Below are 14,245 nucleotides of genomic sequence, written 5' to 3' on the forward strand. Positions count from 1 at the left end.
CGACCGGACCACCGGAGACACAAGCGAAACTTCCATGAATGGGGAGTGCTGTGTCTCTTTTTTTGTATCCAATCGGTGCAAGCTGTAAGCAAACTATATAAGAAATAAGGGGGCTTTATCATGAAAAAAAATCTAATCATGAGTTTCGTTTTATCCACTTTGCTAGTTACGGTGTTGAGCGGTTGCGGAGCGGCTTCCAAGTCGACAACGGGTGCAGCTGACACGAAGGCGCCTGCGGCCACAACGAAATCGGAGAAAAGCACAACACTACGCATTGGCTATCAGAAATACGGCACAGTAAACTTCCTGAAAGCGAACGGGGAGCTAGATAAAGCGTTAAAAGAAAAAGGCATCACCATTCAATGGACGGAATTTCCAGGTGGTCCTCAACTGCTAGAAGCCATGAACGTTGGCAGCATTGATGTAGGCCATACCGGTGAAGCGCCACCGATTTTTGCACAGGCTGCAGGGACACCGCTCGTTTACTTGGGGCATGAACCGGCAAGTCCAGCTAGTGAAGCAATCCTGATACCGGAGAAGTCGGAGATTAAGTCCGTTGCCGAGCTGAAAGGGAAGAAGGTTGCCTTGAATAAAGGTTCTAACGTGCACTATTTGTTAGTGAAGCAGCTCGAAAAAGCTGGTTTGAAATATGAAGATATTCAAGTTGTTTTCCTTCCACCGGCAGATGCCAGAGCAGCGTTTGAGAAAGGCAGCGTCGATGCGTGGGTCATCTGGGATCCCTTCTTCTCAGCAGCAGAAACTTCAGCTAAAGCGAAAATTTTGGCAGACGGCAAAGACACCGTTGCCAATCACGAGTTTTATCTAGCAACACGTTCTTATGCAGAAAACAATAAAGACACAGTCAAAATCGTATTAGATCAATTGGCCAAAGTAGATACATGGTCCAAAGATCATCCGAAAGAGCTTGCCGAAACGTTGTCTCCGCAGTTAGGTATTGATGTTCCTTCCCTGGAACGCGCTGCTAAACGCAGATCTTACGGTATTCAACCCATCGATGATGCTTTGATCAGTGAACAACAGAAAATTGCTGATACCTTTTTCAAACTAGGTCTAATACCGAAAGAAATTAAAGTGAAAGACGCCGTATTGCCAGCTACGAAATAGGTTCGAGCTACTCATAAAGAATAAGGGAGACGATGAAGATGGAAGTATTCTGGTTCATTCCGACACACGGAGACAGCAGATACATTGGAACAACGAAAGGGGCACGCGCAGTAGATTATGGCTACATGAAGCAGATTGCGCAAGCAGCTGATCAACTAGGCTATGGCGGCGTACTGTTGCCGACGGGCAGATCTTGCGAGGATGCATGGGTAGTCGCATCTTCGTTGATTCCCGTGACAGAGCGGCTGAAGTTCCTAGTTGCAGTCAGACCGGGCTTAATGTCGCCGACCCTTTCGGCCAGAATGGCTTCCACCTTCGATCGGTTATCGGATGGTCGCTTATTGATCAACGTCGTCACAGGCGGTGATGCGAAGGAGCTTGAAGCGGAGGGACTCTTTCTGGAGCATGATGCCCGCTATCAGTTGACCGACGAATTCCTGCACATTTGGCGGAAAGAGCTTGCCGGTGAACAAGTCGATTTCACAGGTGAACATTTGAAAGTCAAAGGCGGGAAGATTGTTTATCCGCCAATCCAAGCACCATACCCGCCGATCTATTTCGGTGGATCCTCACCAGCTGGGATTGAAGTAGCAGCAGATCATGTCGATGTGTACTTAACGTGGGGAGAGCCTCCAGCTCAAGTCGCTGAGAAAATCAAGACAGTTCGCGAAGCTGCGGCGAAGCGAGGCCGCACGGTGAAGTTTGGTATTCGATTGCATGTCATCGTACGTGAAACCTCAGAGGAAGCTTGGGCAGATGCCAATCGCCTCATTTCTCATCTGGACGACGAGACCATTGCTTCTGCGCAGAAAATATTCGCAACCATGGACTCTGTTGGCCAACGCCGTATGGCAGAGCTGCACAAGGGTGATCGGACCAAGTTGGAAATTAGTCCTAATCTGTGGGCAGGCATCGGGCTTGTGCGCGGAGGCGCAGGGACAGCCTTAGTCGGTGATCCGGAGACGGTTGCCGCACGAATGAGAGAGTATGCGGACCTAGGTATTGAGACATTTATTTTCTCTGGTTACCCACACTTGGAGGAGGCTTATCGGACAGCGGAGCTGCTGTTCCCGCATTTGCCTTTGAAATCAAATGAGAAACGAACGACCACATCTGCGAATTACGTAAGTCCGTTTGGGGAACTCATCGCCAACACCGAGTTGCCGAAGCCAGCAAAGGGGGTTCGGTCCGATGAAAGCCAACCTGTCAAAGTCTCTGGCTAAACAACTGCTTCCTTGGGCGCTTCCAATTGTACTGATTGTTTTGTGGCAGCTGTTGGGGCAATTTGGGGTCATTTCCACCCGAATTCTATCTACACCTTCAGCTGTATTCGCAGCTGGTGTTCATTTGGCAGAGAAAGGGACCTTGTTTACGTATATCGGTGCCAGCTCCAAACGAGCATTTATCGGCTTTGCGATTGGCGGCAGTATCGGATTTGCCCTAGGTTTAATTAATGGACTCTTTCCTATCCTTGAAAAGGTGACGGACACATCCGTACAAATGCTGCGGAATATCCCTCATCTAGCGATGATTCCTTTGGTCATCCTCTGGTTTGGTATTGGTGAAGAAGGTAAGCTCTTCTTAGTTGCATTAGGTGTGTTCTTCCCGATTTATTTAAATACGTTCCACGGTATTCGATCCGTTGATCCGGGTTTAATCGAAATGGGGCGTGTATATGGGCTTCGCCATTTTCATTTGTTCCGCAAAATCATTATTCCCGGTGCGCTGCCCTCCATTTTGGTTGGGGTTCGCTTTTCACTAGGTATTATGTGGATAACTTTAATCGTGGCCGAAACGATTTCGTCCAGTTCAGGGATTGGCTATATGGCGATGAATGCTAGAGAATTTTTGCAAATGGATGTTGTGATTCTAAGTATTATCGTCTATGCCCTACTAGGCAAAATATCCGACTATATAGCGAAGCTTCTGGAACACGCATGGCTGCAATGGCATCCTAATTTCTTGAAACCATAAAGGAGAGTGAGCACGATGGCGGAAGGTAAAGGCATTCGATTGCAAGTGAAGCAGGCCGCGAAAGTTTTTGGCCAAAAGCAAGTGCTGCAAGGTGTAGAGTTGGATGTAGCACCTGGCGAGTTTATCGCGATTGTCGGTCGAAGCGGCTGCGGCAAAAGCACACTGCTGCGCTTAATCGCCGGGCTGGATAAGCCCTCGAGCGGCCAAATCGAGGTCGATGGCCAGACGCTCAAAGGCATCCATTCTGAAACACGTGTGTTGTTTCAGGATGCTCGCCTGCTTCCTTGGAAACGCGTGCTCGCGAATGTTCAGGTTGGCGTGAGAGATGGCTCGCGCTGGAGAGCTGAGGAGGTTCTTGCGCAAGTAGGTCTTGCGGACAGAACGAATGAATGGCCGGGGGTTCTATCTGGGGGGCAACGCCAACGCGTTGCTCTGGCCCGTGCTTTGGCTGGGCAGCCTCGCCTGCTGCTGTTGGATGAGCCGCTCGGCGCGCTCGATGCGTTGACCCGCATTGAGATGCAGCAGCTCATTGAGCGGCTGTGGTATCAGCAGAAGTTTACGGCGCTGCTCGTTACGCATGATGTCTCGGAAGCCGTTCAGCTGGCGGATCGTGTTATTTTAATCGAAGAGGGGCAAATCGCCCTCGATGTGAAAATCACACTCCCACGCCCTCGCGTGCGGGACAGCGGGTTTGCTTATTTTGAACAGTTGATTCTGGATCGCATATTGGTGAAGGAGCAGAATCCTGCCCTAGGGGATATTACAGCAAATAACAAATACGCGTATTCAATCTAGCATTTGCAAACAAAAAGCACTCCAAAGCGGTATGACTGCCTTTGAAGTGCTTTTCTGCATGTAACCCTATATTCAGCGGGCTTCTGGTGTATGAACATCGGTCCCAGTATAGGGGCGCTTTTCAATCATGATCGTTAGTGCGAGTAGACCTACTAGACCAGCGATGATGAAAATGGGATACCAAGCCTTCGCTAACGAGCCGGCTTCCATGATCACTATCATCCCGATCGTAGGCAAAATTGGCTGTCCATAAGCCTTCCACCAGTCAAGCGGAAACTTTTCGTAGTAGAAAAATCCAATCATCGCGAGCGCGGAGACGGCCCATCCCCCTGTATAAATCCAAACGGCCAAGACGGGACTTTCAGCCGCAATGAAGGGCACAATGGCAATGACGAAAATCCCAGCCACGATCATGACCCAGAAGTTGGCCTTCGTTTTGCCAATTCCCGCTAAAATGCTTCCGCCAAGACGACCTACGGAGGAGAATAAGACGCCTAAAGCCATCAGTCGAATATAAGCAGCGGAATCACCGGATGTGAAGCTTTCCCCGAATAGAAAACCGTTGATTTGATCGGGATATAAACAGATGAGCGCTGTCAGTGGATACAGAAAAATGTTGTTATACCGGACACAGCTCGTCCCACGGTGCTTGCTTTCTTTCAAATCCTGCGCGCTTTCGGCCACGAATGGGAAGGTGACAATCATGAATGCCCATGTAATGATGCCGATGAAGCCCGTTATACGGAATCCATTGGATAAATAACCGACAGCGATAACCGAACTGGAACCGACCATCATGACCAGAAAGGGTTGTTGGAATGCTTTGGCAATGTTCCCTGCCCAGGACGGGAGACCATACGCCATCATGGTCCTCACCTCTTGCATAGGGATGCCACCGAACCATTTCGGATTATGCACACGTTCAACTTTCCAGCCAATAAAAAGAGCCGTCAGGATCGCCCCTACGCTCATCCACACTGAAATATTTTCGAGAAGGTTCAATGAGCCAATGGGCAATAAAACACCGACAACCGTACCAGAAGTGGCAAGTGTTGTCGTTATGACCATGAAGAAGGCTTGGACGCTGAAATCACGGTTTCCCGAGAAGGAAGCAACGCCAATATTGATGATGGAGTTGAAAATAAACATGATCGAGCTTAGGATCAAGGCTCCTTTTAGCTCAGGCAAATGATAGAAATCCGCTAGATATGGAGCTAGTAAGGCGAACAGGAGTCCAAAGATAATTCCGAATAGAGAGCTCCCGAACAACGCGACGCGAAAATTGGTTTGTACCGCCTGGGCCGGCTTCCTAGAAAAGGTATAAATTAGGGAGGAGTTGAATCCGACATTGAGAAACAAAGAGGCCATACCGAAAATTTGCAATAAGAGATTCACTTGGCCGAATTTGGTAGGATCGTCCAATACACGAGCTAGAACGATGCTTCCCACTGTTTGGAGCATTTGATTAATGAAGAGACCGAGTACAATGATGGATACATTTCGAAGCAAAAATCGCTGCGTATCCGTTAACATGACATTCCGAATCAGCATGGGGGTAGCCCCTTTTCCCGTTAATAGGTCTTGTTATCCAAAGAGTAGCAGACCCCTAAGGTGTTGACAACCGAAGGAATAGAAGATAAACGGAGATAAATGGAGATATTCGGAGATTATATGTTGCCTCGAATGGTTGAAAGAGTAATACGGGGATTGCAAATCCCCTAGTATGTTAAACCTAAAATATGCCGGCAGGAAGATCTTCCCTGACGGCTTTTCTCATCCTTTTAACGCGGCAGCCTGCTTTTCTTGATACTCTCCAGGAGGCATGTGGAAGTGCTGCTTGAATACATGGGAGAAATGCTTGACACTTACATATCCAACTTTGTCCGATACTTCTACAATCTTCTCAGCAGGTCTTGCTCTTAGAAGCTTGGCGGCTTGCTCCATGCGCACTCTAGTTAAAAATTTAATATAAGATTCATTCACGCTTTTATGAAAAACATTGCTCAAGTAGCTTGCTGAAACGCCTATTTTATCTGCAATAATGGCGAGGGATATGGGCTCCGAATAGTGCGAATAGATGTATTCCTTGGCCTTAGCTACAAGGTCGTGCTCGTTCTCGTTCGTGGGTCTCGACATAGCATGCAGGTTGAAGGATTTGAGAATTTCATAAAAGATAAGCAGCACATCTTCCTTGGATGGTTCCTGTAGCGTGAAGCTTTCCAGCTTCCTAAGGATTGTCTGAGCCGTTTGTATCCCTTCATCTGTGAAGTTCGGATTCATGTCTGCCATGCATCTAATTAAGTGTACGCCATACCGGTAAACAACGGGAAGATGGTAGTTGTCCATAAGCTCGGCATAATGCCGGACGGAAACCATGTAGTTCGTCTCACTACCATCAAGCAATCCAGATTGAATGGCCATCATGGTTTTATCCAGTTCTAGAATGGAAGGCATTTCTGTACTTTCACCGCTGAAGGAGAAGCAGGAGTTGCCGCCATTTAACAGACGGCTCAGCAGCATCTTGTGCGCTTTGCGGTAAGAGGAGCTCAAGCGAAGTACATCGTTGACACAATTACCAATAGCACCAGTGATCGTAATACCCGTACTCCTATAGATCGCGTCAGCTACTTTCGCATGAATGACTCGGCATTGTTCAATCAGGTCATCTTGGTTCTCACCAGTTACAAGTATTATTGTATTTTCCTCTGAGTCGTAGAACACACGTCCTTCCTCCACAATCTCCGTTGCAATTTGTTGCAAAATATATTTAAATACAGGAATATCGGCATATGGAATAGATTTCCGAATGATCATATCTTCATCCAAAGAGAGGATCATCAGATTACCTTCAGACTCGATTAAGCTCACCTTAAGACGGAAGAGAAGCGGGTAGAGTACTTTGATCTCAGCATAACTGTCTTCAATGACTGCTTTGAGGAAATTTTTGACCACATGATTTTTGGAATCCTCTGAGAGTATATGCATCGAGTGCTGGGTAAGCAGCTGACTTTTCTCTCTATCTAAATCTTTCATAATACGTTCGAGGACGACGCGCAGCTCATCCTTAACAATGGGCTTCAGTAAATATTCATTTACACCATAAGTAATGGCTTCCTTAGCAAAGGAAAATTCATCATGGCCTGATAGGATGACTATTCTCGGACGAGGAGACTTTTGCGAGACGATTTTACATAAAGTCAGGCCGTCCATGACGGGCATTTTAATATCGGTGAGGATTAAATCAACGGCATATTGATCAAGAAGCTCGAGCGCTTCCTTGCCATCCGAGGCGACATGTACAACCTCCCACTGGGCATTAATCTGCGGAATAGTTAGCTTCAGATAATCTCTAGTAAGCGACTCATCGTCGACTACGAGCATTTTATACATGCGGCTTCTCCCTTCTAACGTCTAGTTTGGGTAAAATGATCGTGACGCACGTACCTACATCTGGCGTACTATCAATCGTAAGTCCATACTCCGTCCCATACTTCAGCTTGATCCGCTTATTCACATTGACAAGTCCGACTCCCGTACTTGCCCGATTAGGTAAACCTTGGAGATCCTCGTTATAAACCAATGATTCCACACGTTCCCGTAGTTTTGCCAGCTTATCGGCATCTATCCCTTTTCCATTATCGCGAACATAGAAATAGAGATTAGTATCATCTTCCTCACTATAAATGTGTATGACCGTTTTCTCTTTCTTCATCTCGCACCCATGAATAACAGCATTCTCAACGGCAGGTTGCAGGAGCAGCGCAGGAATATAATAACTGTTAAGCGAATTAGCAATAGTAATTGTATATGCAAGCCGTCCGTCAAATCTGCTGCGTTGAATACTGAGGTAAGCCTCCAATAAGCTGACTTCCTGCCCAATCGTGATTTCCTTATCCCAGGTCGTCATACCCCTTAGGAGGGAACTAAGCTTGTTAATTTGGTCGACGGCTTGCTCCTCTCTGCCGCTCTGCATCAGAAGGGAGATCATATTGAGTGTGTTGAAAATAAAATGAGGTCTAATCTGATTGAACAATGCTTTGATTTGCGCTTCCTTTTGCAGGAACTTAGCCTCATACACTTCTCTGACAAGTTTCGTGTTCTCTTCGAGCATCTCTTGAATGCGGTGAACCATCTCATTAAAGGAGGACCCTAGGTAGCCAATTTCATCATGCCTGTGGTTCGGGAAGGTGACGGATAAATTGCCATGATCAATCTCTTTCATTAGCTTAACAATGGTTAGCAACGGATTGAGATATCTTTTGATGAAGAAGAAATAGACAAGAATAGCGAGAAAGGAGCTAATAATCGCCATTAAAAATGCGATGTTTCTTGTTTTGATGGCATTGTGATTGAGCTCGGCAATGGCGTTTACGGCAACAACGGTCCAGTTAGCTCGTGAAATGGGAGTGGCATTAAGCAGATAGTTCTCATTATCCAACCGGATCGTTGTCTTAGAATGGCTGGTTTTCAGCATAGTTTGATAGAGGTCCAGTTCATGACCGCCTTTGACATTGGAAAATATAAGATTATGATCTGCATCCACAATGAAGAGCCCGCCTTTGCTGCCCATGTTCACTTTATTGCCAATGGCTTCAATACCGCTGTAATTGGCATCCACCTTAATAATGCCGATAATTTTCTCCGTATCCTTAGTGCTGCGAAGCTGCCGTACGATCGAGAAGACCTTATTCTTCGGGTTCTTAATAATTTGCTGCATATGCGCGGGGACGAAGATAGACTCTTGTGTTGAAAGCGCTTCCGTATACCAATTGAAGTTGTGGAAATCGACCTTTGAATCGATGTTGGTCTGCACCCTGCCGCTCGAGTATGCCGTATCCGTTAGTACAAAAACAGTAAGAATATCATTTCTTGGAATGATCATAATCTCATCCAGAAAATCTTCAATCGTACGAGTCTTCTTGAGTTGTTCGATCTCTGAATCGGGGTGAGTAGTTTCAAGTGCGGCCATCACGGCCGAATTTCGGTAAGGGGCGACTGATAAACGCGATAAGTCGTCGAGATAATTGTCGATGTTCAGAGAGGCTTGCTCGATAATTTGCTGAACCCTTTCGGTGGACTGATTCTCGAAGTCTTTGGTGTACTGATGATAAGAGACGAAGGAAACTAGGATCACGGAAAATAGAATTAATAGGCCAGTCATGATTAGCAGCTTGAACTTAATGCTCCATTTCTTCATTCCATTACCTCCCTCTATGCCCAATATATCACATCAGGTTCAGTAACATCAGCACTTCTAAAAAAACCGCACTCCAATCAAGAAAATTGAGGTCTTAACGAATGATTGGATTGAAAGTAAGATGAAATAGAAGGAACTGTTTACAAAGTTTTCTTATGTGAGACAAAAGGGAGGAAACAACGTGTTAAACAGAGCGCTATCCATGGTCATGTGTTTCTCAGTTATTTTGGGTATTGCCGCAGGATGCGGAACCAAGGAAGAGGTAAAACCGTCGGCGACCATAAGCAGCGAACCGGCCAAAGCAACAGAGAAACCAGTAGAGAAACCGAAGGAAGTCGTCACACTAAAGTTTTTGACAGGTAAAGTAGAAACGGTAGATTTAGTTAATCAAATGATCGCCAAGTTTCAAACAGAGAATCCAGGTATCAAAGTAGAGCAGGAATATCAGAAGGATGCCAGCAATGTGATCAAGATCAAGTTCGCTTCCGGTGATGTACCTGATATCACTACGGTCGTTAGCCAAGATTACATTGATCAAGGAAAATACCTCGACTTATCGAACGCTGCCTTCTGGTCGAGAGTGCTGCCGGCTGTCAAAGATTTGAATACGGATATTAAAACGGGCAAGCAGTTCTCGGCAGCAGCAACAGTTACAATGGGCGGTATATTTTACAACAAGCAAATTTTCTCTGAATTAGGCTTAAAGGAAGCACTCACATGGGCTGATTTCAAAACAAACTTGAAAACAATCAAAGACAAGAAAAAAGGCGTCGTACCGATGTTCTTGCCTGGTAAAGAAGCATGGTCGATGGGACATTTGATCGAATTTATGGCTCATGGCATCATCAAGCAGCAGTATGGTGTTTATGAATCACGCAAAGCGTTCATTAACAACGATGGGGCAAAACTTGCGTTTGATGCCCCAGGCGGCAGTATGGAGACCTTCGCTGCTCGAATCATGGAGCTTAAGAATGAAGGGTTGATCAATGCGGATGCCTTGACGGCTACCTATGATAATGAAAAAGAGGATTTTGTTGCCGGAAAAGCAGCCATGTTCAGCCAAGGCATGTGGGTACTGGGCGATCTGCTCAAGATCAATCCGGATTTTGCTAAAAATATTGGCTTCAGCCCATTCCCTGCTTTACAAGATGGAGGTAAGCCAGTCGTATTATCCGCCGAGGATTCCAAGTATGCGATCACTTCTGCATCCAAGCATCCGGAAGAGGCTAAGAAATTCCTTGATTTCCTCTTCAAGGCGGAGAATCTAAAGTCATACAGTGAAGCGATTAAATCGCCTTCCGCCTTCACCGATGTGAAAGCTGATTGGGGCCCGCTGCAAGATCAAGCAACGCAAGCACTAAAAACAGGTGTGAACATTGCCTTCACAGATACACCTTCTGGCTTCTCGGGCGATGATGTTGGCCGTATGGTGCAAGAGTTGATTGCCGGCAAATATAAGACACCAGCTGATTTCGCTAAGACGTACAAGGAGACGTGGGACAAAGGCTGGAAAGCTTCTAAGTAAATAGAATGAACTTGCGAAAAGGGAAGGATCACCGATCTCTTCCCTTTTTCACTAGCCGTTCATACATTCGGGTTTAGGAGAGGATTGCAATGTATCTCTTGCGCATCATTAATACCAATCTGCACAAATTTATGGCAGTACCTGCCATCCTATTATTCGCGATGTTCTTCATATACCCACTCACACAGGGGATAGGAATTAGCTTAACGAATTGGAACGGTGTGTCCCAAGCTGAATTTGTCGGGCTGCATAATTTCATCGATTTCTTCCATGATGATAGAGCCAAGCACGATCTGTACAATACACTGTTTTTTGCGCTCGGAAGTGCGCCGCTGCTCAATATTTTCGGACTCGTGTACGCGCTTATTTTGGATCGGAATTTTAAGGGGAAGGGCGTAGTAAGAGCCATCGTATATTTGCCGGCAGTCATTAGTCCATTGATTATGGGGTACGTTTGGTATTTTATTTTACAGCCGAGAAGAGGCTTTCTCTATCATATTTTGGAGAATATGAACTTAGGATTTATGAACACGAATTGGCTTGGCGATAGTTCATCTGCGTTGAAGGTACTCGTGTTGGTCAACGTCTGGCAGTTCGTAGGTATGACTATGATTATTTATCTGGCTGGGCTTCAATCCATACCGGCAGAGTTATATGAATCCAGCAAAATCGATGGAGCTGGTTACTTTGCCACCTTACGCTCTATCACCATTCCATTGCTTTACCCGGCTATCCAAATCAATGTCGTGACGAATATCATAGGCTCCTTGAGTGTATTTGAAATTATTGTCGCCTTAACAGACGGGGGGCCCGGTTACAGCACGGAATCTTTAAGTATTTATATTTTGCGCATGCTGTATGGCAGTTTCACAGGGTATTCAACGGCAGTGGCGTTAATTTTATTTGTCGTCATTGTGATTCCTGTAATCATCTTTATGCGCTTAACGAAATCCAGAGAGATTGAGATGTGAGGAGAAGGCGATGCGAAACTCAACACTTAGGCTAGGGAAATATATCGTCGTAACGCTCATGGTCCTCTTATCGCTCATTCCATTCTATGCACTGCTGTATTTATCGCTGAACACGCCGTCCAGCTCCTTCTTCGATGGCAACATCCTGCTGCCGGATTTTCATTGGGCTAACTACGTGAACGCTTGGAAAATATCCAAAATTGGCAATGCCATTGTAAATTCGCTGATCATTACCGTAGGATCTGTGGCTATTATCGTACTGTTCGCAAGTGCAGCAGGCTATTCCATTGCTCGTTTTAACAGTCGATTTAATCGGATTGTCTTTCAACTGCTCTTACTTTGTATGATGATTCCCGCCATTATTATTACGGTTCCCCTATACACCTTGATGAAATCGATTGGCGGTATTAATACGCATTGGGCGATGATTCTTCTTACCGCAGCTACTGCTTTGCCGTTATCAGTCTTTCTCTATGCCAGCTTTATTAAGCAGCTTCCCAGAGAGGTTGAGGAGTCTGCGATTATGGATGGGTGCACCTATTTTACTGCATTTTGGCGAATAACTTTTCATTTTGTTAAGCCGGTAACCGCTGCTGTTGTGATTTTATCGGGACTTGGGATATGGAACAATTACGGTCAGGCGGTCTTTTTCCTGCAAAGTCAGACGATGCATACCGTCCCCCTCGCCATCTCCATTTTTTTTCAAAAATATGGCGCACAGTGGAATTTAATGGCCGCCGCCGCAGTGATTGGGCTCGCTCCAGCTGTACTCGCGTTTCTTATTTTCCAAAAATATTTTATTAAAGGCATCACGGCAGGTGCATTGAAGGGATGAGAAGAGTGAAGCCATATATCCATGATGTTTATCCGGTAAAAGCACAGTTCCTGCGAAATCAACCGATCTCCATTGCCGTTGAGTTAGATCTTCCATTTGCATTGGATGACGGGCAAGTTGAATTGGAAGCGAAAATTTACGATTTGAACCTGGAGATTGAAGTCTATCGTCACAAGATTGGAAGATCAGGTCCTGGACAGCAAACCATCCAGTTGATGATTAGCCCTAAGGATGTAACGTTTAAAGGCTATGGAGTTGATGTTCATTTGTATTTGAAGGAGGAATGGCTCCAGGTAAGTTCTACCTCATTCGATGTGGTTACGAACTGGAGACAATCGCCAAGATATGGATTTCTAAGCGACTTTCACCCGAATGAAGCTGGCGACAGTGAAGATATCAAGCAAATGACCAAGCTTCACATCAATCTCGTACAATTCTACGATTGGATGTATCGTCATGATGATCTGGTAGCCAAGGTAGAAGTCTACTCCGATTTAATGGGCAAGGTGTCCAGCCGAAAGGTGATTCAAGAGAAGATTGACCTGTGTCACAGCTTCGGCATGAAGGCGATTGCTTATGGCGCTGTATATGCGGCAAGTCGAGAGTTTTATGAACAGCACCCCGATTGGGCACTTTATGGCAGCAATGGAAAGGTTCTCGATTTTATTCACATTTTTTACTTGATGAACATAGCTGAAGAGTCACCTTGGCATTACCATATCATTGAGCAGTATAAGCGGACGATTGAGGAGTTGCAATTTGATGGTATTCACATGGATACGTATGGTTCACCGAAAATAGCCATATCCAAGCTAGCTAATGAGGATAAGATTGTGAGGCTGGATGAGCACTTTCCGGTACTGATCAATAACACTCGGATGACGCTGCAGCGAAGTATAGATGACTTATGCTTGATTTTTAATAATGTGGGGAATTGGCCGGTTGACACGGTTGCGCGCGCTGAACAGGATGTTATTTATATTGAAGTTTGGAAACCTTATGAGCGGTATCATCATATCGTTCAAATCTTACGCTGGGCGCAGCAATACGGTGAGGGGAAGCCGGTGATATTAGCAGCTTATTTAAAGCCCTTCATGGAGACAGGTGATGCATCCATGGACAGAGCAAACCATGCTGCACTGATTCTAACGGCAGTGATCTCGGCCAGTGGCGGTTACCATTTGCTGTTGGGTGAGAATAAAGGTGTGCTAACCCAAGGCTATTATGTGGATCATTCTAAGTTGTCTGATTCCTTCTTCCGAGACATTCGATTGTATTACGATTTCATCATCAGGTATGCTACTGTCCTGTTTGACCCAGAGTTAAGGGACGTTTCGATGACACATGTGGATGGCGATAATCTTGAATATGTTTTCGAAAAGGTTTCATACAGTACTTACGGTGAAGCGAACAAGGTTTGGACACTAATCAAAGAAAAGCCGGGACTGAAAGTGGTGAACCTGATTAACCTTTGTGGTGTATCAGACGATTACTGGAATACAGGGAAGGAAAAACCAACTCCGCAGAATGATTTTTCATTAACTATTTTGCTTGAATCGAATGTGAAATCGGTCTTTATTTCGACTCCGGATGACGAGATGGGGAGGCCGCAGCAAGCACAATACGAGATAGAGGATAGAGATCGCGGCAAAACACTCGTCTTGACAATCCCTCACCTTGATATATGGACTTTAGTGGTTATTGAGCTTGTACAATAAAAATACGTACCTTAATAGCAATATTAAGGTGTTTCAAGTGCAATCAGATGGGTTTACAATAAAGCTGTAACAAAGCTACCACTTCAATTTATGAAAGACTAGCAA

General features: G+C 45.6%; 11 protein-coding genes. 8 read left to right on the forward strand and 3 right to left on the reverse strand.

Translation table 11 applies throughout. The features are described from left to right. Positions 1-120: 120 nt before the first annotated feature. The 4 genes from ACSQ8P_RS06955 to ACSQ8P_RS06970 are packed head-to-tail and all read left to right on the forward strand — an operon-like array spanning position 121 to position 3,894. Positions 121-1,125, forward strand: a complete 1,005-nt coding sequence (locus tag ACSQ8P_RS06955) for a sulfonate ABC transporter substrate-binding protein (RefSeq protein ID WP_436234537.1) — start codon at positions 121-123, stop codon at positions 1,123-1,125. A 38-nt stretch (positions 1,126-1,163) separates the two neighbouring features. Continuing rightward, positions 1,164-2,348: an FMNH2-dependent alkanesulfonate monooxygenase gene (gene ssuD / locus ACSQ8P_RS06960; protein WP_436234538.1), complete on the forward strand. Its 1,185-nt coding sequence runs from the start codon at positions 1,164-1,166 to the stop codon at positions 2,346-2,348. Beyond that, the gene (ssuC, locus tag ACSQ8P_RS06965; protein ID WP_436234539.1) at positions 2,317-3,099 is read left to right on the forward strand and encodes an aliphatic sulfonate ABC transporter permease SsuC; all 783 of its coding nucleotides are present in this window, start codon (positions 2,317-2,319) and stop codon (positions 3,097-3,099) included. Before ssuD ends, ssuC begins: the two co-directional genes overlap by 32 nt. A 15-nt stretch (positions 3,100-3,114) precedes the next feature. Next, entirely contained in the window at positions 3,115-3,894 is a 780-nt protein-coding gene (locus ACSQ8P_RS06970) for an ATP-binding cassette domain-containing protein (protein ID WP_436234540.1), read from the forward strand. Positions 3,895-3,966: 72 nt separating this feature from the next. Here the strand turns inward: ACSQ8P_RS06970 and ACSQ8P_RS06975 are convergent, their stop codons facing one another. From ACSQ8P_RS06975 to ACSQ8P_RS06985, 3 genes are all read right to left on the reverse strand, one after another. Beyond that, entirely contained in the window at positions 3,967-5,445 is a 1,479-nt protein-coding gene (locus ACSQ8P_RS06975; RefSeq protein WP_436234541.1) for an oligosaccharide flippase family protein, read from the reverse strand. A gap of 222 nt (positions 5,446-5,667) precedes the next feature. Beyond that, the gene (locus ACSQ8P_RS06980; RefSeq protein ID WP_436234542.1) at positions 5,668-7,284 is read right to left on the reverse strand and encodes a response regulator; all 1,617 of its coding nucleotides are present in this window, start codon (positions 7,282-7,284) and stop codon (positions 5,668-5,670) included. After that, positions 7,277-9,091 (reverse strand): cache domain-containing sensor histidine kinase, encoded by a 1,815-nt coding sequence (locus ACSQ8P_RS06985; protein WP_436234543.1) that lies wholly within the window; start codon positions 9,089-9,091, stop codon positions 7,277-7,279. The genes ACSQ8P_RS06980 and ACSQ8P_RS06985 overlap by 8 nt, the downstream gene beginning before the upstream one ends. Positions 9,092-9,272: 181 nt before the next feature. On the opposite strand from ACSQ8P_RS06985, the gene ACSQ8P_RS06990 reads away from it, so the two are divergent. The 4 genes from ACSQ8P_RS06990 (at position 9,273) to ACSQ8P_RS07005 (ending at position 14,140) form a co-directional block, all read left to right on the forward strand. Continuing rightward, positions 9,273-10,616, forward strand: coding sequence for an ABC transporter substrate-binding protein (locus tag ACSQ8P_RS06990; RefSeq protein WP_436234544.1), 1,344 nt, complete (start codon positions 9,273-9,275; stop codon positions 10,614-10,616). A gap of 89 nt (positions 10,617-10,705) precedes the next feature. Next, positions 10,706-11,587 carry a carbohydrate ABC transporter permease gene (locus tag ACSQ8P_RS06995; RefSeq protein ID WP_436234545.1) on the forward strand — a complete coding sequence of 294 codons (882 nt, stop codon included), beginning with the start codon at positions 10,706-10,708 and terminating at the stop codon, positions 11,585-11,587. Between the two features lie 10 nt (positions 11,588-11,597). Continuing rightward, a complete protein-coding gene (locus tag ACSQ8P_RS07000) occupies positions 11,598-12,422 on the forward strand; it encodes a carbohydrate ABC transporter permease (protein WP_436234546.1) in 825 nt (274 codons plus the stop codon). Beyond that, a complete protein-coding gene (locus ACSQ8P_RS07005; RefSeq protein WP_436234547.1) occupies positions 12,419-14,140 on the forward strand; it encodes a glycoside hydrolase family 66 protein in 1,722 nt (573 codons plus the stop codon). Before ACSQ8P_RS07000 ends, ACSQ8P_RS07005 begins: the two co-directional genes overlap by 4 nt. Positions 14,141-14,245 lie beyond the last annotated feature (105 nt).

Source organism: Paenibacillus sp. LjRoot153, from assembly GCF_964253085.1.
Classification (GTDB): domain Bacteria; phylum Bacillota; class Bacilli; order Paenibacillales; family NBRC-103111; genus Paenibacillus_E.

Bases quoted from the DNA above. Each gene is read 5' to 3' on its own strand.
- ACSQ8P_RS06955 (WP_436234537.1), top strand. From the start codon at position 121: ATGAAAAAAAATCTAATCATGAGTTTCGTTTTATCCACTTTGCTAGTT.
- ssuD (WP_436234538.1), top strand. From the start codon at position 1,164: ATGGAAGTATTCTGGTTCATTCCGACACACGGAGACAGCAGATACATT.
- ssuC (WP_436234539.1), top strand. From the start codon at position 2,317: ATGAAAGCCAACCTGTCAAAGTCTCTGGCTAAACAACTGCTTCCTTGG.
- ACSQ8P_RS06970 (WP_436234540.1), top strand. From the start codon at position 3,115: ATGGCGGAAGGTAAAGGCATTCGATTGCAAGTGAAGCAGGCCGCGAAA.
- ACSQ8P_RS06975 (WP_436234541.1), bottom strand. From the start codon at position 5,445: ATGCTGATTCGGAATGTCATGTTAACGGATACGCAGCGATTTTTGCTT.
- ACSQ8P_RS06980 (WP_436234542.1), bottom strand. From the start codon at position 7,284: ATGTATAAAATGCTCGTAGTCGACGATGAGTCGCTTACTAGAGATTAT.
- ACSQ8P_RS06985 (WP_436234543.1), bottom strand. From the start codon at position 9,091: ATGAAGAAATGGAGCATTAAGTTCAAGCTGCTAATCATGACTGGCCTA.
- ACSQ8P_RS06995 (WP_436234545.1), top strand. From the start codon at position 10,706: ATGTATCTCTTGCGCATCATTAATACCAATCTGCACAAATTTATGGCA.
- ACSQ8P_RS07000 (WP_436234546.1), top strand. From the start codon at position 11,598: ATGCGAAACTCAACACTTAGGCTAGGGAAATATATCGTCGTAACGCTC.
- ACSQ8P_RS07005 (WP_436234547.1), top strand. From the start codon at position 12,419: ATGAGAAGAGTGAAGCCATATATCCATGATGTTTATCCGGTAAAAGCA.